Below are 17,187 nucleotides of genomic sequence, written 5' to 3' on the forward strand. Positions count from 1 at the left end.
GGATCTACAGAGTGTTATGCCAGCAGGGGATGCCGCTTCGTCTATTATCTATTTATAACTCCCACTTAAGGAATACTATGCATATTCGAAAAGGATTAAGTACAGACCTCGCCCGCCTTGAATGTTGTGATTTTTCTTTCAAGGTTGATGAGATTGCCAGAGAGCCATTTCTCAATGGTGATTTGCATATCGAGGCGCTGACCGAACCTTATCTTAAAACCTATGAACTTGATATCCAGACGCTGGAAAATCATTGCGTTAATCCGGATTCAATATTTCTTATCGCCGAAACGGATGACGGTGAAATCGCCGGTTTTATTACCGCGTCCTGCAACTGGAATAAATTTATTTCGGTGGATTACATTGCCGTGGAGCGTTCAAAACGCCGTACGGGCGCGGCGCACAAGCTGATGTCCGCCACCCACGTCTGGGCGCGAAGCCTCAATGCGCCCGGGTTACGGCTGGAGACGCAGAACGTTAATGTTTCTGCCTGTCAGTTCTATCGTCACTATGGGTTTATTCTCGGCGGTTACGATCGCTACCTTTACAACGCCCTGCCGGAAAAAGATGAGGTCGCCCTTTTCTGGTATTACATGCTGACTTGAGAAAATATTTTATATCCGCTGCCAGAAGATAGATTTGTCTGAATTTGTCAATTTTGCCCGCTTACGTTTAATTAACGACTAATCTTGGAATTCACTATTAAGGAGGCCGGTATGTCTACAGGAAATAATCACACGCTGCATTACCCTCGTCCACCGTTTGCTGAACAACCGCAAAGGGCCCCCGGGCTGGCATCGGAAATGAAGCCAATACCGGATCACGGTGAAACAAGTTATATCGGATCAGGCAAACTGGCAGGAAAAAAAGCGCTGATTACCGGCGGTGATTCCGGAATTGGTCGCGCGGTAGCGATCGCCTATGCCCGTGAAGGTGCAGATGTGGCTATTGGCTATCTCCCGGAAGAGGAGTCCGATGCGGCATCGGTCATTGCGCTGATTCGGGCCGAAGGCCGTAAAGCGGTCGCCATTCCCGGCGACATTCGCGTGGAATCGTTCTGCGATACGCTGGTGGAAAAAGCCGTCGCGGAACTGGGTGGCCTGGATATCCTGGTGAACAACGCTGGACGCCAGCAGTACTGCGAATCGATCGACGATCTCACCACGGCAGATTTCGACGCGACGTTTAAAACCAACGTTTATGCCCCCTTCTGGATCACTAAAGCTGCGCTGCGCCATTTGCAGGAAGGCGCCGTGATCATTAACACCACTTCCGTTCAGGCGTTTAAACCGAGCGCGATCCTGGTGGACTATGCGCAGACCAAAGCCTGTAACGTGGCCTTTACCAAGTCTCTGGCTCAGCAGCTGGGGCCGCGTGGCATTCGGGTGAATGCCGTCGCGCCAGGTCCATACTGGACGCCTCTTCAGTCCAGCGGCGGTCAGCCGCAGTCCAAAGTTCAGAAGTTCGGGGAAGATACGCCCCTGGGCCGACCGGGCCAGCCGGTTGAAATCGCACCGCTGTATGTGCTTTTTGCCTCAGATACCTGCTCATACGCCTCCGGACAAGTATGGTGCTCTGACGGCGGTACCGGCGTGCTGTAAAGCATCCTCTCAGACCTATCCATTTCATGGATAGGTCACATTCACTTCCCTGCTGTTCTCAAAAATCTCAGTTGAACTATGATGAACTTACTATTGAGGAGCCCATCATGTTTACTGTGAACAAACTTGCGTTATCAACCCTGTTGACCGGTTCGGTTTTATTCTTTCCCGCGATCCACGCGGTGGCCAGCGTTCCGCAGCATGTGGTGAAACAGCAGGCCGGCGGCTACAGCATTCAGGTTGGCGATACGATTGTCACCGCCTTTACGGACGGCAGCGTGCCGCAGGACCTGCACGCCTTACTGCGCCGGACGACGGCGGAAAATACCGATGCGTTACTGGCCAAAAACTTCCAGGCCAATCCGGTGGAAGCATCGATTAACGCGTTCTATATCGCTATGCCCGGCCACAAAATTCTGGTGGACACCGGCTCCGGTCAGCTCTTTGGCCCCGGCAAAGGCGGGCGGCTGATTGAAAGCCTGGCGACGCAGGGTATCAGGCCGCAGGACATCACCGATATCCTGATCACCCACGCGCACTCCGATCATGCAGGCGGCCTGGTCAAAGACGGTCAGCGCGTATTTACCCGCGCACAGGTGTATGTCGGCAAACCGGATATCGATTTCTTCTTTAACGACGAGAACCAGAAAAAATCTGGCTATGACCAGAACTACTTCGACGTCGCGCACAAGACCTTAAAGCCCTATCTGGATGCCGGAAAAGTGAAGACTTTCTCCGGGACGGAACAGCTTCTGCCGGGCATCAGCGGTACGGTTCACCCGGGCCACACCCCAGGGTCCGCGTTCTACACGCTGGAGAGCAAAGGTGAAAAAATTACCTTTGTCGGCGACATCATTCACGTTGCCGCGGTTCAGTTCCCACAGCCCAACGTGACGATTGCTTACGATGAGGATCAGGACGGAGCCGCCCGGGTACGCAACGCAGCGTTCGCTGAGTTTGTGAAAAACAAAGATCTGATTGCGGCGCCACATCTGCCTTTCCCCGGGATCGGGTATATGAAGAAAGGTGAGCGGGAAGGCTACGCGTGGGTTCCGGTGACCTATACCAACCGGGACGCGCAATAAGAGAGTCTCTGCGTCCCAGGCTAAATATTTCAACCTGGGACCGCTATCTCACGCCCAGGGCCCCGCGGCCGGGTATTAACCAGCCGGCGAAATCTGTTCGGCCCTGCGCTGAACCTGTCAGACAGCCAGCCATTTTTTTGCGTTCGCTTTCATATTCGCTTCTAGTTCACTGTCACGCGTGGCAAATACGCGGCCGAGGGGGAAACCGCTTTGTTCCAGCAGATAAGCTAGCGCGGCATATTCCCGCGGATAGTTGGCAGCAATTTTTGAATCAATCTCAACCGGGCCCAGAGGAAAGGTGAAAATACCCATGTCGTAGATGCTCTGACGATGGAACAGCTTCCATACGCCCTCTCTCTTTTCTGCCAGATCGTAGAAACGATTGTGGCATTCGCATCCAATATTAAGTTTTATATTTTCAGCGATGATCATCGCATTGGTTTCGAGAATCGCTTTGTCGCCGCGGTCGTTAAAAGTGACGGCGGGCGAGCCAATCATATGTTTTGTGCGCAAATCTGAAGCGCCCATACGCATGGAACCCTCGACAAAATCGCTCGCGAGCCCTTCGAACCACGTAATTTCGATTGTGCCGTCCGGATGAAAAAGATTACGCAGCTGCTCCCATTCGCCCAGGTCGCGGTGCATCCAGCCATTCATGAGGTCGTTAAGATCCTGACGGTCTTGCAGTTGGTGAGTTTGCATTGTTTGGTTCCTGTTTGAGTTGATGCGTTCAGTTTGGCCGTGAAGCGGTTTATACTCAAATATATATATTTTACTAAACAATCATTTTTAATGATGAGTCAGGGTGGCAATGGAACTCCGGCACTTACGCTATTTTTTGGCTGTTGCAGAAGAAGAGCATTTTGGACGCGCGGCTGAGCGACTCAATATTGTTCAGCCTGCGCTCAGCATGCAGATTAAAGCCCTTGAAACCGAGTTAGGCGGTCCGCTGTTTATCCGCTCCAGCCGTCGTGTGGAACTTACTGAGGCCGGATCGCTTCTTCTCAGCGAAGCCAGACTGATGCTGGAACAGATGGAACACACGCGTCTGGCAGTCCAGCGTGCGATACGGGGAGAGACAGGGCGTGTACGGGTCGGTTTTGCCGGGAACGCCATTTTTAGTGGCAAAATGATTACCGATGTACGTCGCTTCCGTAAAACCCATCCGGATGCAGAAGTCACCATTCAGGAAATCGCTCCCCAGAAACAGGTAGCTGCGATCCTCGCAGGGCATATTGATGTCGGTTATACACCGGATAACAGTACGACAGCCGATCCGCAGATCAGGGTGCAGAAAACCGGAAACTGGGAGATGATAATCGCAATGTGTGAAGATCATCCCTTAGCCATCCATCCGCACCTCTCCGTTGAAATGCTCGGTCCTGTACGACGCGCATGACGCCAATGAAAATCTGACTGTGCTGCTGGCGCAGCAGCTCGGGGATGGTTTTTGCGTGGCACATCGTTCAAACAGTACGCTAAGCGTTCTGGCATTTGCCGCAGCCGGGCTCGGTCTGGCGCTGGTTCCCGCCCCCCTGCAACAGGTGCAAATACCCGGACTGATTTACCGCAACCTGAATGCTCAGGCGCTGACCGCAAATCTGGTCATGATCAGCCGCATGCAGGAGCCAGGTAATGCAGTGACTGCTTTTCTGGCAATGGCTAACCTTCCCTTTTGAACAACGGCAGCAAGCTATGACGCACAATAAGATGCCCTCCTCCGATATGGATATGGACCTGATCCTGACGCTGGATGCGTTACTCAGGGATCAGAATATCACCCATGCGGCCGCACGGCTGGGCATCAGCCAGCCGGCGATGTCTGCCCGCCTTGCGCGCCTGCGCGTCCTGTTCGATGAGCCGCTGTTTATCCCTTCCCCACACGGACGTGGGGTGTTACCTACGCCGCGCGCCGAGGCGTTAAGGCCGCAGGTCGCGACGGTTTTGCAGGGTATATCGGCGATGCTTGAACCCACCACGTTCAACGCGCATAACAGCACCCGCACCTTTGTGATTGCCCTGCACGAGAACCCGGCGCTGATGCTGGGGGCAGAGTTGCAGAATCAGATTAGCAGCGCAGCACCAGGCATCCGCCTGCGTTTTGCGCTCCCGGAAACCCCGCTGCTGCCAGCGCAGATGGAAAATGGCGATGTGGATATTTATGTCGGCGTTAACGCGGGGGCGCACGATGCATGGGTCAGACGCAAGCTGTTTGACGATGAATATGCCACAGCCCAGCGAAAAGGCCATCCGCGCGGTACGGGACCGATGGATCTGGAAAGCTATTGTAGCCTTTCCCACCTGGTGGTTTCATCCGAGGGCGACCCGTTCGCAGGCTTTGTCGATCAGCATCTGGCGGGGCTTGGCCACCAGCGTAACGTGGTGATGTCGACGCAAAGCTATGCGATGGCGCCTGCGATTGTTGCCGGTACCGATTTGCTCTGCACCCTACCCAGACGCATGTTGCTACGGTTCACGCAAACGCTTGATATTTTTCCGCCGCCGCTGGATCTCCCGCCGATCGTCATCGGTATGTACTGGCACCCGAAAAACAGCCAGGATCCGGCTAACCGCTGGCTGCGAGAACAGCTTCTTCAGGCCGCCGGACGTCAGGTATGATCGAGGATGCTCATCAATTTTTTCAGGACCTCAGAGCGAATAATCCGGTGGCAAACCAGCGTCAGCTCGCTCTCCCGGAGTCGGTCAAGAATATCCACAAAGACGACGTTTTGTACGCATATCGCCTTCGCTGAAGCCGGCAGCATGGCGATGCCAAACCCTGCCGAGACGAGACTTATCACCGTGGGGACATCGGTGGCATTTTGCACAACGTCAGGCTGTATGCCCGCGCTGTGGCAGGCATCATAGAAATATTGCTCCAGCCCCATCCCCTCCGGGTCGCGCAGGGCGATCCACTTCTCCTCTTTCACCGACGCAAGCGTCAGCGCGGCGGAGCCCGCCAGGCTATGTTGACGAGGTAAGGCCAGCACGGCCTTTTCCGTTGTAAATGGACGGCTTTGCAGATCGTCAGGCAATAGCGGTAACGGGGCACGAATAATGGCCACATCCAGCTGGTTGCTTTGCACGCCGGTATAAAGGGTTTGCACGTTACCCGTCATCATGGAAAGGCTGATGGCGGGCCATTTCTCATGTAAAAGCCGCAGCGCGGCGGGCAGCTTACTGTCGAATATCGCACTTGAAACACATCCGAGATTCAGCACGCCCTGTTCCCCTCTGGCCGTCTGTCTGGCATCCAGAATCGCCTGATCGGTCATTAAAATCGCGACTCTGGCTTTACTGAGAAATGCCTCACCGGCTGGCGTCAGCGTCAGGCGACGATTCGCCCGGCTAAAGAGCAAGACCCCAAGACGATCTTCAAGCGTTTTTATCTGCTGGCTCAGCGCTGGCTGCGCCATGTTAAGGCGCTCCGCCGCCCGATGCATGTGAAGCTCTTCTGCCACCACGATGAAATTGCGCATCAGTCGAAACTGCATACCATGCCTTTATTATTGATAATAAAATTCATATTAAAATAGCATAAATGATGCAATTGATAGCCCTCTTCGTCCGGTTAAGAATGGAAGCCTTCATCCGAGGAGGGAAATATGAAAAACCACATCAACGATCTCAGAAGTGCTATCGAACTGCTCAAACGCCATGAAGGTCAATACCTTGAAACCAGCCATCCGGTCGATCCTGACGCGGAGCTGGCGGGTGTGTACCGGCATATTGGTGCTGGCGGCACGGTAAAACGTCCGACGCGCATTGGCCCGGCGATGATGTTTAACGCTATTAAGGGATATCCCGACTCGCGTATTCTGGTCGGAATGCACGCCAGCCGCGAGCGGGCGGCGCTCCTGTTGGGCTGCGAGCCCTCTGAACTGGCAAAACATGTCGGCCAGGCCGTGAAAAACCCGATTGCTCCCGTTGTGGTTCCGGCGGCACAGGCGCCGTGTCAGGAACAGGTGTTTTATGCCGACGATCCGGACTTCGATCTGCGTAAATTGCTTCCGGCACCGACCAACACGCCGATAGATGCCGGTCCGTTCTTCTGTCTGGGGCTGGTGCTGGCAAGCGATCCGGAAGATGCCTCACTGACCGATGTCACTATTCACCGTCTCTGCGTGCAGGAGCGCGATGAGCTCTCCATGTTTCTTGCCGCGGGCCGCCATATTGAAGTGTTCCGTAAGAAAGCCGAGGAGGCGGGCAAACCGTTGCCGGTCACGATCAATATGGGTCTCGATCCCGCTATCTATATTGGCGCCTGTTTCGAAGCCCCTACCACGCCCTTCGGCTACAACGAGCTGGGTGTCGCCGGCGCGTTACGTCAGACCCCCGTCGAGCTGGTGCAGGGTGTGGCCGTAAATGAAAAAGCGATAGCGCGTGCGGAAATTATCATCGAAGGCGAACTGCTGCCGGGCGTGCGTGTAGAAGAAGATCAGCATACCCACACCGGGCACGCGATGCCGGAATTTCCCGGCTACTGCGGGGAGGCTAACCCCTCCTTACCGGTAATCAAAGTGAAGGCCGTCACGATGCGTCATCAGGCGATCCTGCAAACCCTGGTAGGACCGGGCGAGGAGCACACCACGCTGGCCGGTTTGCCAACGGAGGCCAGCATCCGTAATGCGGTCGAAGAAGCCATCCCCGGTTTTCTGCAAAACGTCTATGCGCATACCGCTGGCGGCGGCAAGTTTCTTGGCGTATTGCAGGTGAAAAAACGCCAGCCCTCTGACGAAGGGCGTCAGGGTCAGGCGGCACTCATCGCGTTAGCCACCTATTCCGAGCTTAAAAACATTATTCTCGTCGACGAAGATGTGGATATTTTCGACAGCGACGACATCCTGTGGGCGATGACCACCCGTATGCAGGGCGATGTCAGCATCACCCATCTGCCGGGGATCCGCGGACACCAGCTCGATCCGTCTCAGGCCCCGGACTACAGCCCCTCCATTCGTGGCAACGGGATCACCTGCAAAACGATTTTCGACTGTACGGTGCCCTGGGCGCTTAAGTCCCGCTTTGAGCGTGCGCCCTTTATGGAGGTAGACCCGACGCCATGGGCGCCTGAACTGTTTAAAAAATAGCGTTAACCGGATAATCTTCTTCACCCTTCACGGGCTGAGGGTTTCCCACAAAATAATGCCTGCACAGACGGCCCCCTCTCCCTTGAGGGAGAGGGCTGGGGTGAGGGGGAACATACGGCGCTGGTGGTCATTCCGTTCACTTAGGGCATCGCTGAAAGCCCTCAGTTTTTCTGAGGCAACGTTATAGCTTTTTCTTTCAAATTACTGGGTAACCCTCTCCTTCACGGGTGAAGAACCTCACGCTGAAATTGCCGCGTCCCCTGCTTTCTTGTAACCTTTGAGCGTTTATCACATCCCCATAAAAAATGAGACTACCGGACGCCTATGACAGCACATGTTTCCAACGATCCTTTGCATGGCGTAACGCTCGAAATGCAGGTTAACGCGCTGGTTGCGCGATATGGCTGGAATGAACTGGGCAACCGAATCAAAATCAACTGTTTTCGCAAGGACCCGAGTGTTAAATCGAGTCTGAAGTTCCTGCGCCGCACCCCATGGGCGCGGGCGGAAGTTGAAGCCCTCTACCTCGACTCTCTTCACGATGACGGTAACGGGGAACAGGACGAACCGGCGTTTAATCCCTGGACGGATAGCCGGACACCCAGGAGCTAACACGCAAATGATGCGACACGTAAAACGGACTGGCGCGCTGCTTGGCTGCGCGCTTTTACTGGTAAGTTGCACTTCCAAACCACCCAAATCACTCGTTACCCCGCTGCCGCAGGCGAAACCTCTACAGCAGACTAACGAACCCATGCGCGGGATCTGGCTGGCGACCGTCTCCCGTCTCGACTGGCCTCCCGTGTCATCGGTGAATGGCCGTAGCGCGGACCAGCGTATCGCCCAGCAACAGCGGGCGCTGACGGACAAGCTCGATAAGCTGAAAAAACTTGGGATCAACACCGTCTTCTTTCAGGTAAAACCGGACAGTACGGCGCTGTGGGCCTCTAAAATACTGCCGTGGTCAGATACCCTGACGGGGACTATCGGGGAAGATCCCGGTTACGATCCGCTTCAGTTTATGCTGGATGAAGCGCACAAGCGCGGGATGAAGGTTCATGCCTGGTTTAACCCGTACCGCGTTTCCACCAACACGAAGCCGTCGACCATCGCCGCGCTTAACCGCACCTCGTCGCTTCATCCTTCCAGCGTGTACGTCCAGCATCCGGAGTGGATCCGCACCTCGGGGGATCGTTTTGTTCTCGACCCGGGCATTCCCGACGTGCGGGAATGGATAACCCAGGTGGTGATGGAAGTGGTAAATCACTACCCTGTCGACGGCGTTCAGTTCGATGACTATTTTTACACCGAGACGCCGGGGTCCACCCTGAATGATGCCTGGACCTTCAGGCGCTATGGCGAAGGATTTGCGTCAAAAGCGGACTGGCGTCGACACAATACGCAGCAGTTGATTGTGCAGGTTTCAAGGGCGATCAAGCAGGCTAAACCTGAGGTCGAATTTGGCGTTAGCCCGGCGGGGGTCTGGCGCAATCGCTCCTTCGACCCGGCAGGCTCGGACACGCGCGGTGCCGCAGCCTATGATGAATCCTACGCTGACACGCGCAAATGGGTACAGCAGGGTTTACTGGATTACATTGCGCCGCAGATCTACTGGCCCTTCGCCCGCGACGCGGCACGTTACGATGTGCTGACAAAATGGTGGGCTGACGTGGTGAAACCGACCCATACCCGCCTGTATATCGGGATCGCGTTCTACAAAGTGGGCGCGCCTTCCAGAAACGAACCGGACTGGACGGTGAACGGCGGCGTACCGGAGCTGAAAAAACAGCTCGACCTCAACGATTCACTGCCAGACGTTAAGGGCACCATCCTGTTCCGTGAAGACTATCTTAACCAGCCGCAGACGCAGGAGGCGGTAAATTACCTCCGGGGACGCTGGGGTAATTGACTGAAAAAAGGCAGAAACGTTCTGTTTCTGCCTTTCTTTTACGGCTTCGGCCCGAACATCGCCTCAAGCTGTTTTGCGTCTGGCATACCCACGACCTGTTGCAGTTCGTTTTGCTCATTCAGGTAATAAATAGCCGGTGTGGCATTCGCGCCGAGACTGTCCATTAGCGTCTGGTGATTTTGCAGGATCTCAACGGTTTCCCGGGAAGCCGCAGCTTCAGGTTTCGGCAGCTTTTTCCCGCCGGACAGCTCGTACGTTTTCCAGGCCGACACCGGATCTTTCGCATTCAGGATCGCGGAGGCGTTACGCCCGCTGTTCGGGTTAAGAAATGCAACCAGCAGCGTATTGAGCTGAACCTTGCCAGCCTTCACCCACGGCTGCGCTTCAGCCCAGAACTGCTTGCAGTACGGGCAGAACGGGTCGGCAAAGACGAAGACTTTGCGCGGGGCACTCTCCGCGCCCTCTTTCAGGGGATGCGCCGCATTGAGCTTTTTCCACATCTCGCGGCCCATCGGGGCGTAGATCTCTTTCTGGAAAAAGGCCTCGCTGAGGTTGGTTCCCTTCTCATCATAAAGATAACCAGACACGACGTGCTTTCCGTCAGGGGTCAGAAAGAGCGTCACGCCCATGTCCTGATATTTCCCCAGCCACGCTGGCGCGCCGCCGGGGGCGTCAATTTTCTTGATGATTTTGATGTCCTGCTGTTCACTGAAGTGCTTCACCACATCCGGAAGCGACTCCTCTGCCCTGACCAGCCCTGTAACCATCAGAGCAGAGAGTAACAGCACCTTTTTCTTTGCTAACCGTTGAAGCATAACGACCCCTTTAAAATATTGTTTTTCAGAGTGGTCGAAGTTTATTGCCCTGTCAACGCTTCATAAATATCCTTGAGGCGACTACGCAAAAATCGCACGGCTTTGTGTTTGCGGGATAATAACGCCTGCACACTGTCGCCTGTTTCCTCTGCCAGCATCTTCATGCTGTAGCCCTCAAATTCCGTTTTTTCAAACACCTCGCGCTGAGGTGGCGGCAGTTCCGACAGGGCTTGCCCCAACTCTTCCCATAGCAGCATGTTGAGATACTCTTCCTCCGGCGTTTGCGGTACGCCGAATAACGTTTCTGCAATCTCCTGCTCAGGAAAGTCTTCGTCATCTGCTGTCAGGTACCCCGGCAGTGAAACCTCGTGCTTTTTTCGCGCCCGGTCGATCATCTCATTTCGTGCGGCGCGAAACAGCCAGGCGGCGACGTTCTCGACCGGTTGTTCCACTTTCATCAACTGCCAGGTCACTTCCTGAAGAATATCATCGACATCATCACGAACCGCGGTCCGTCCGCGAATGAAGGCTTTTAGCCGCGCGCGGCAGGCATTGAGTGCCGAGATCAGTAATGATTCCCCCGCCTCACCGGCTTTCATATCGCTCACTCGGCTTCCGGCGCTTTCGCACCGTTATCATCTCGCTTTTCATCCCGGCCATCGTGCCACCGGCAATGACCGTGGCGCCCAAATCCCGCCCGACGCTGCTGAATGAAGGCCTCACGTTGTTCGGGGCTCATATTCATCCATTGTTCGTGCATACGGCGGTGCGCACCGAACATACCAGGACGGAAACCCAGCCCACCGAAAAGAATGCGGCTCAGCAGCAGGATCCCCAGCGCCTGCCAGAAGCCAATGGCTTTAACCCCCAGGATGGCCGGGAGCAACGCGTTCCACAGGGACATGACCAGCAGGCCAAGTACCACGAACAGGACTGCGCCAATCACGATGCCCTTACCCATACGATGGCGGCCCAAACCACGCCCGTGACCTTTTCCGTGCATATCAAAATTTCTCATGTGTACCTCGTTTATGTTGAATGATTATGGTCTCTGAGGAGGTAGACGGATGAGGAACAGAAATATTGCCGGGGAAAGATAAAATTTATGTGATAGCGGCTTTGTACGGATAACAGTAATGGCTGAAGGAGATTGTGCAGCGGCTACATGCAGACATTAAAAAGGCTCCCTCAGGAGCCTCTCTGAACATCACGCCGTAGCAGGCAAACTAAAGCTCGAGATACTCTGGGACAGCTGCTGCGCCTGCTCCTCCAGCGAGGCGGCGGCGGCGGCGGATTGCTGCACCAGCGCCGCGTTCTGCTGGGTCACACCGTCCATCTCCGTTACGGCCTGCCCAACCTGACCAATTCCGCGGCTCTGCTCTTCTGAGGCAACCGAAATCTGTTCCATCAGCGTATGCACTTTATTCACAGAGCTGATAATAGAATCAATCACCTCTCCCGAACGATTCACCAGTTGTGCACCGTTTTTCACGCTGGAAACAGACTGGGCGATAAGGCTTTCGATATCTTTCGCCGCCACCGCGCTTTTTTGTGCCAGGGTGCGCACTTCACTTGCTACCACGGCAAATCCTCGCCCCTGCGCGCCAGCACGCGCCGCTTCAACGGCCGCGTTTAGCGCCAGAATATTAGTCTGGAAAGCAATGCTGTTGATGACGCTGGTGATGTCCTCAATACGCTTCGAATTGGACGCGATAGTATTCATCGTTTCGATGACTTCACGGGTTACCGCTTCACCGGTATGGGCATTTTTCACGGCATCCTGCACCAGCTTACCGGCCTGGAAAACGTTGTCGGTGTTATTCGCCACCGTCGCGCTCAGCTCTTCCATGCTGGCGGCCGTCTGGGTCAGGGCCGAAGCCTGTTGCTCGGTACGGGAGGCCAGGTCGATATTGCCGGAGGCAATTTCCTGCGCCGCATGCGTCACAGTGTGGCTGGCATCGCGCACCTGAGAAATGGTGGAGAGCAGCGCCTGGCGCATCTGCTCCATCGAGGACATCAGGTGATCGATTTCATTCCCGGAATCACGCTTGATCGGTACCGGTACGTCCAGCTTCCCGGCCGCAATCTGGCGACAGTGCTCGCGCGCCAGGTTCACCGGCGCAAAGACCACGCGTTTCATCAGCAGGCTGACGGCGAAGATCACCACCACGAACAGCACCGCAATGCAGGCGATAATAACCAGACCCGACACGAAATTATGGCTCGCATCCTCGTTCAGCGTTTTGGCGTACTTCTGGTGAACGGAGAGAACCTGATCGAGCACAATTTCATATTGGCGATCGAGTCGAGACACCACGGGAATAAGAGCGTTGAACCGCGACACATCGTGAGCGGCGGCAGCGGCGATGAGAGGCGCCAGTCCCTGGTTACGGTAGTTTTGCCACGCCTCCTGGTAGGCAGTGACCAGCGGGGCTTCGTCCGGCAAACGCGGCGAGGCCATAAACGCCGAAAATGCACTATCGGCTTTGGTCAGCGCCTCTTTAACCGAGGCCAGTTTCGCAGACAGATCGGTAGCGTCCCCCGCTTCCACCATTTTCACATACTCCATAACCCTGACCCGCAGGGTTCGGCTGTGGTTAATGGGATCAATAATGGACAGAACCACCTGAATTTCTTTGTTCACATTATCCAGCGAAGTATTACTTTTAATGATGAGCCCAACGCTGGTGATAGTGCTGGCCACAAAGAAGAAAAGCAGGGAAAACAGGATAATCAGGGATGATTTTTTCAACGACATAACACACCTCAGGGATATAATTTCCCTTTGGTTATCGGCTGAATCCAATCTTTAATTAATTAAAGTTATTGATGTCACCCTCAGACGTTACCCTGTCACTCTACGGCCTTGTATCGCCGTTGCAGGGTGGCATCCAGCTTACGCTGGATCGGCTCCGGCGTTTCCCCTTCAATCAGTTTGCCAATCAGATCAAAGCAGTGCCAGGCGAGCTGGCGGTTATCCTGACGAACGGTATCGACAGGAATGGTCAGAGAATCATAGAGATAGTGATCGTCAAAGCTGGCCAGACGCATATCGCTTTGCAGCAGATTATGTTGCCCCATATAGCGCAACACCCCTTCCAGCAGACCGCAGGCGGCGGTAAAAAGGGCTTTTGGCGGGCGGCCCAGGCGTGCGCAAAGCTCGGCAAACATTTCGTAGCCGGAGCTCGGATGGTAATTACCATGAATGATCCACTCCGGACGTAACTCGACGCCAGCGTCACGCAGCCCCTGCTTAAACCCTTCAAGACGGTCACGCGTCGGGGAAAGCCGCGGCTGACCGCCGAGGAAGTAGAACTCATCCGGATGCTGGCGCGCGATGTCGGCCACCAGTGTGGCGGTTGGGGTAATTGAATCGGTGAGAACCAGCGGCAGAGAACTGTCGTTCATATGACGATCAAAAAGCACAACGGGCAACTGTTCGCTCAGCTTTTGATAGTCCGCGTCGTTGAGCATGCTGGAGGCGACAATCAGCCCGTCCACCTGGCGGGCCACCATGTTATTGACCACCACCGTCTCCTGGCCGGGATTTTCATCGCTACAGGAGATCAGCAGCTGAACACCCGCCTCGCGGCAGAGGGTCTCCAGCTCATGAGAAAAAACGGCAAACCCGTAGTTGGTGATTTCCGGCACCACCAGACCAATGGTGTGGCTGCGGTTGTCCCGCAGCGAACGGGCGTGAATGCTGGGCTGATAATGATGTTCTTTGGCAATCGCCAGCACACGCTCGCGTGTCTCCTCCGCCACCCGAAGCTCTTTGCTGCGGCCGTTCAGAACCAGGCTGGCGGTGGCTTTTGATACCCCCGCGAGCTCCGCGATATCTTTAATGGTGACGCGTTTTGTTTTTCTCACAACGACTTAGATCCGGCTGCCAAAAACTCTATTCTATCATGCAGCTGCGCAGCGACCAGTAGCGTAATGTGATATCGGACGCACCTTCGAAGCGTACCTGGGCCGGATGGTCAGGAAAATAGCGGCTGCTCATGACGCCTTCACCGTGATTGATGAAAATTTCGACACTGGAACAGTCGCACAGCACGCGTAAATGATGAACATTGCCCTGCCAGTAGCGGGTCAGCGTGTCTGTGGTTTTCAGACTGGCGCGTTCCAGGCGGATCCCCTCATCATCCACAATCAGCCGCAACGCGCCGGCAAAATCCACGTTCACGCTCGATGCGCTCAGTTCGAACTCAAGACGCGCTCCCGCCAGCACCGGGGCATCGCTGGCGCGTCCCTGCCAGTGATGTTCATCCTCGCGCAGCGTTTCCAGCTCACGAACCGGGGTTTGCCAGAGCTTACCGTCGCGGTAGCGCAGCTCGCGAGGACAGGTCATCTGGTGGATCCAGCCGTGCGCCCGCGTAGGCTGGAGCATCTCTTCGCCGTCCGGCACGCCCATCCAGCCGATGAGGATGCGGCGGCCATCTTCTGCCACCGTGGTTTGCGGCGCGTAAAATTCGAAACCGGCGTCAAGCTCATGCAGCTCGCCGTGCGCAAATGCAGGCGTTTGATAATCAAATGCCCCACTCATCCAGACGGCCGGATAGGTGTTGAGATAGCGATGCGGTTCGCGCGCCAGCCCCTGCGGGCAGCAGATCAAGACGTGTGTGCCATCAAGCTCAAACAGATCCGGGCACTCCCACATATAGCCCGCGTCCGTGAGTCCGTTGACGCCGTGACCGGCGATTTCGCCGCATGACGCCCAGGTGTGTAAATCGGCTGACGTAAACAGCAGCACCTTGCCGCGCTGCTGTCGATCCTGCGCGCCGAGCACCATGTACCACAGCCCGTCATGCCACCATACTTTCGGATCGCGGACGTGCCCGGTGTACCCGTCCGGCAGGGGCAACACCGGTCCCAGTTTGGCAAACGTGCCATCGTCATTTTGCACCGCCAGACACTGCCAGGCGGTGCGGCCGCCATCGTCAAACTTAACGTTGCCGGTATAGCACAGGGTCAGCACGCCGTTGTTATCCACGGCGCTGCCGGAGTAACAGCCATTGCGGTCATACTCTTCGTCAGGCATCAGCGCCATTGGCTCGTGCTGCCAGTGCACCAGATCTGCTGAGCTCCAGTGCCCCCAACACTTGTAGCGATGATCGCAGCCCAGCGGGTTCCACTGATAAAACAGATGGTAGCGCCCGGCAAACCAGATAAACCCGTTCGGATCGTTCATCAGCCCTGTCACCGGTGCGGGATGCCACTGCGGATAGTGGCTGTCCGCCAGCGCACGCGGCTGGCCTTGCATAACGGCCTGCAACACGGCAGGCCAGCGGGAAGATAAGGTCATTATTCAGAGTCCGTTTTATATTTCAGCAGCAGAGAGACGGTGAACGCCACGCCAAAGGCAATCACCATGCCGATTATATAGTTGAGCAGCGAGCTGGCCTGGACAATCGCCATGCCGGGAAGCGCCGTCAGGCCAACGGCGGTCATGTAGACATGCACCGAGACCACCCAGGCACCGCCCGCCGCACCACCGATCAGCGCCGCGATAAACGGCTTCACAAAACGCAGGTTGATGCCAAAAATTGCCGCTTCGGTGATGCCCAGCATCGCGGAAAACGCCGACGGTAAGGTAATGGCTTTGATTTTGGCATCGCGGGTTTTGAACCACACCGCCAGACACGCCCCGCCCTGCGCCACGTTCGCCATCGCCCAGATCGGCAGCAGGAAGTTAACGCCAATCGACGGATTACCCAGCAGCCCGGCCTCAATGGCGTGGAAGCTGTGGTGAATGCCGGTAATGACAATCACCGAATAAAGCCCACCAAACAGCAGCCCGGCCAGCCAGCCCGCGTGGGCAATCAGGGTGCTAAGAATGAAGGAGATCCCGTCGCCCAGCGCGCGTCCCGCCGGGCCAATAATCAACAGCGCAATGAAGCCGGAGATAATGACGGTCAGGAACGGCGTCAGGATCAGATCTAACGCATCCGGGATCGCCCGGCGCAGCTGTTTTTCCACAATGCTCATAAACCACACCGCCAGCAGCACCGGGAAGACGGTTCCCTGATAGCCAATCATGGCGATTTCAAGACCGAAGAAGTTCATGGTGTGGAAGCCGGACGCTACGCCCCAGGCGTTGGTCAGCGCCGGATGAGTCAGGATGCCGCCGAGCGTTGCCCCCAGATACGGGTTGCCGCCAAACTCCCGCGCGGCGGTGAAGCCAATCAGGATCGGCAGAATAATAAACGCCGCCGAGCTGCACATATCCAGCATGATATAGAGCGCGTTATCCGGATTAACCCAGCCGTAGGTTTTAACCATCCCCAGCAGGCCCATCAGCAGACCCGAGGCCACGATCGCCGGGATAATCGGCACGAAGATGTTGGAGAGCAGACGCGCGATACGCTGGAATGGGTTCAGCTTGCGGGCCGCAATATCCGCCGCTTCCGATTTACTGGACTCGCTAATCCCTGCCGCCTGAATAAACGCGGCGTAAACCTTATTCACCACCCCGGTGCCGAAGATCACCTGCATCTGCCCGGCGTTTCGAAAACAGCCTTTCACGCCTTCAACCTTGCCGATAGCCTGCTGGTCGGCAAGCGCATCATCGACCAGCACCAGACGAAGGCGCGTGGCGCAATGTGCCGCGCTGGCAATGTTCTCTTTGCCACCGAGCAGCGGAATAAGCTCGCGCGCAATATGATTAAAATCCATAGATACCTCTTCCTG

Annotated in this window: 16 protein-coding genes and 1 pseudogene; 8 read left to right on the forward strand and 9 right to left on the reverse strand. The window is 55.8% G+C overall.

From position 1 onward, the window contains the following. The first annotated feature begins 77 nt into the window (after window positions 1-77). The 3 genes from L463_RS07545 (at window position 78) to L463_RS07535 (ending at window position 2,686) form a co-directional block, all read left to right on the forward strand. On the forward strand, window positions 78-605 hold the full coding sequence (locus L463_RS07545; protein ID WP_032103000.1) for a GNAT family N-acetyltransferase: 528 nt from the start codon (window positions 78-80) through the stop codon (window positions 603-605). Between the two features lie 111 nt (window positions 606-716). Beyond that, a complete protein-coding gene (locus L463_RS07540) occupies window positions 717-1,601 on the forward strand; it encodes an SDR family oxidoreductase (RefSeq protein ID WP_017382335.1) in 885 nt (294 codons plus the stop codon). A gap of 107 nt (window positions 1,602-1,708) precedes the next feature. After that, window positions 1,709-2,686, forward strand: a complete 978-nt coding sequence (locus tag L463_RS07535) for an MBL fold metallo-hydrolase (protein ID WP_023296637.1) — start codon at window positions 1,709-1,711, stop codon at window positions 2,684-2,686. A gap of 117 nt (window positions 2,687-2,803) precedes the next feature. On the opposite strand, the gene L463_RS07530 is transcribed toward L463_RS07535, so the two are convergent. Further along, window positions 2,804-3,388, reverse strand: coding sequence for a nuclear transport factor 2 family protein (locus L463_RS07530; protein WP_023296638.1), 585 nt, complete (start codon window positions 3,386-3,388; stop codon window positions 2,804-2,806). Window positions 3,389-3,497: 109 nt separating this feature from the next. On the opposite strand from L463_RS07530, the pseudogene L463_RS0122840 reads away from it, so the two are divergent. Together L463_RS0122840 and L463_RS07525 are read left to right on the forward strand one after the other, a co-directional pair. Continuing rightward, window positions 3,498-4,365, forward strand: a pseudogene (locus L463_RS0122840) (LysR family transcriptional regulator). Window positions 4,366-4,381: 16 nt separating this feature from the next. Next, on the forward strand, window positions 4,382-5,305 hold the full coding sequence (locus L463_RS07525; protein ID WP_032102998.1) for a LysR family transcriptional regulator: 924 nt from the start codon (window positions 4,382-4,384) through the stop codon (window positions 5,303-5,305). On the opposite strand, the gene L463_RS07520 is transcribed toward L463_RS07525, so the two are convergent. Beyond that, entirely contained in the window at window positions 5,296-6,180 is an 885-nt protein-coding gene (locus L463_RS07520) for a LysR substrate-binding domain-containing protein (RefSeq protein ID WP_017382331.1), read from the reverse strand. The two genes, L463_RS07525 and L463_RS07520, sit on opposite strands and share 10 nt — an antisense overlap. A 111-nt stretch (window positions 6,181-6,291) precedes the next feature. Here L463_RS07520 and L463_RS07515 point away from each other — a divergent pair, with 111 nt between their 5' ends. The 3 genes from L463_RS07515 (at window position 6,292) to L463_RS07505 (ending at window position 9,682) form a co-directional block, all read left to right on the forward strand. Next, window positions 6,292-7,773 (forward strand): UbiD family decarboxylase, encoded by a 1,482-nt coding sequence (locus tag L463_RS07515; protein WP_017382330.1) that lies wholly within the window; start codon window positions 6,292-6,294, stop codon window positions 7,771-7,773. Window positions 7,774-8,097: 324 nt separating this feature from the next. Beyond that, entirely contained in the window at window positions 8,098-8,385 is a 288-nt protein-coding gene (locus L463_RS07510; protein ID WP_003857097.1) for a VF530 family protein, read from the forward strand. A 7-nt stretch (window positions 8,386-8,392) separates the two neighbouring features. Beyond that, the gene (locus L463_RS07505; protein WP_017693403.1) at window positions 8,393-9,682 is read left to right on the forward strand and encodes a glycoside hydrolase family 10-like protein; all 1,290 of its coding nucleotides are present in this window, start codon (window positions 8,393-8,395) and stop codon (window positions 9,680-9,682) included. A gap of 38 nt (window positions 9,683-9,720) precedes the next feature. On the opposite strand, the gene dsbG is transcribed toward L463_RS07505, so the two are convergent. The 7 genes from dsbG to L463_RS07470 form a co-directional block, all read right to left on the reverse strand. Next, complete coding sequence (gene dsbG, locus L463_RS07500) at window positions 9,721-10,497, reverse strand: thiol:disulfide interchange protein DsbG (protein WP_017382328.1); 777 nt, start codon at window positions 10,495-10,497, stop codon at window positions 9,721-9,723. A gap of 41 nt (window positions 10,498-10,538) precedes the next feature. Then, the gene (locus L463_RS07495; RefSeq protein ID WP_023296645.1) at window positions 10,539-11,096 is read right to left on the reverse strand and encodes an RNA polymerase sigma factor; all 558 of its coding nucleotides are present in this window, start codon (window positions 11,094-11,096) and stop codon (window positions 10,539-10,541) included. A 5-nt stretch (window positions 11,097-11,101) separates the two neighbouring features. Continuing rightward, window positions 11,102-11,515: a hypothetical protein gene (locus L463_RS07490; RefSeq protein WP_015570500.1), complete on the reverse strand. Its 414-nt coding sequence runs from the start codon at window positions 11,513-11,515 to the stop codon at window positions 11,102-11,104. A gap of 189 nt (window positions 11,516-11,704) precedes the next feature. After that, a complete protein-coding gene (locus L463_RS07485) occupies window positions 11,705-13,255 on the reverse strand; it encodes a methyl-accepting chemotaxis protein (RefSeq protein WP_017382326.1) in 1,551 nt (516 codons plus the stop codon). Between the two features lie 95 nt (window positions 13,256-13,350). Continuing rightward, window positions 13,351-14,367 (reverse strand): LacI family DNA-binding transcriptional regulator, encoded by a 1,017-nt coding sequence (locus L463_RS07480; protein ID WP_017693400.1) that lies wholly within the window; start codon window positions 14,365-14,367, stop codon window positions 13,351-13,353. A gap of 28 nt (window positions 14,368-14,395) precedes the next feature. Then, on the reverse strand, window positions 14,396-15,802 hold the full coding sequence (locus L463_RS07475; protein WP_032102996.1) for a sucrose-6-phosphate hydrolase: 1,407 nt from the start codon (window positions 15,800-15,802) through the stop codon (window positions 14,396-14,398). Beyond that, window positions 15,802-17,172, reverse strand: coding sequence for a sucrose-specific PTS transporter subunit IIBC (locus L463_RS07470; RefSeq protein WP_003857085.1), 1,371 nt, complete (start codon window positions 17,170-17,172; stop codon window positions 15,802-15,804). Before L463_RS07470 ends, L463_RS07475 begins: the two co-directional genes overlap by 1 nt. Between the last annotated feature and the right edge of the window lie 15 nt (window positions 17,173-17,187).

It is taken from the genome of Enterobacter sp. BIDMC 27, from assembly GCF_000534415.1.
In the GTDB taxonomy this organism is placed as follows: domain Bacteria; phylum Pseudomonadota; class Gammaproteobacteria; order Enterobacterales; family Enterobacteriaceae; genus Enterobacter; species Enterobacter hormaechei_C.

Coding starts and splice junctions, on each gene's coding strand:
- L463_RS07495 (WP_023296645.1), bottom strand. CDS start 11,096: ATGAAAGCCGGTGAGGCGGGGGAATCATTACTGATCTCGGCACTCAAT.
- L463_RS07525 (WP_032102998.1), top strand. CDS start 4,382: ATGACGCACAATAAGATGCCCTCCTCCGATATGGATATGGACCTGATC.
- L463_RS07470 (WP_003857085.1), bottom strand. CDS start 17,172: ATGGATTTTAATCATATTGCGCGCGAGCTTATTCCGCTGCTCGGTGGC.
- L463_RS07520 (WP_017382331.1), bottom strand. CDS start 6,180: ATGCAGTTTCGACTGATGCGCAATTTCATCGTGGTGGCAGAAGAGCTT.
- L463_RS07545 (WP_032103000.1), top strand. CDS start 78: ATGCATATTCGAAAAGGATTAAGTACAGACCTCGCCCGCCTTGAATGT.
- L463_RS07510 (WP_003857097.1), top strand. CDS start 8,098: ATGACAGCACATGTTTCCAACGATCCTTTGCATGGCGTAACGCTCGAA.
- L463_RS07530 (WP_023296638.1), bottom strand. CDS start 3,388: ATGCAAACTCACCAACTGCAAGACCGTCAGGATCTTAACGACCTCATG.
- L463_RS07485 (WP_017382326.1), bottom strand. CDS start 13,255: ATGTCGTTGAAAAAATCATCCCTGATTATCCTGTTTTCCCTGCTTTTC.
- L463_RS07475 (WP_032102996.1), bottom strand. CDS start 15,802: ATGACCTTATCTTCCCGCTGGCCTGCCGTGTTGCAGGCCGTTATGCAA.
- L463_RS07505 (WP_017693403.1), top strand. CDS start 8,393: ATGATGCGACACGTAAAACGGACTGGCGCGCTGCTTGGCTGCGCGCTT.
- L463_RS07490 (WP_015570500.1), bottom strand. CDS start 11,515: ATGAGAAATTTTGATATGCACGGAAAAGGTCACGGGCGTGGTTTGGGC.
- L463_RS07540 (WP_017382335.1), top strand. CDS start 717: ATGTCTACAGGAAATAATCACACGCTGCATTACCCTCGTCCACCGTTT.
- L463_RS07535 (WP_023296637.1), top strand. CDS start 1,709: ATGTTTACTGTGAACAAACTTGCGTTATCAACCCTGTTGACCGGTTCG.
- L463_RS07515 (WP_017382330.1), top strand. CDS start 6,292: ATGAAAAACCACATCAACGATCTCAGAAGTGCTATCGAACTGCTCAAA.
- dsbG (WP_017382328.1), bottom strand. CDS start 10,497: ATGCTTCAACGGTTAGCAAAGAAAAAGGTGCTGTTACTCTCTGCTCTG.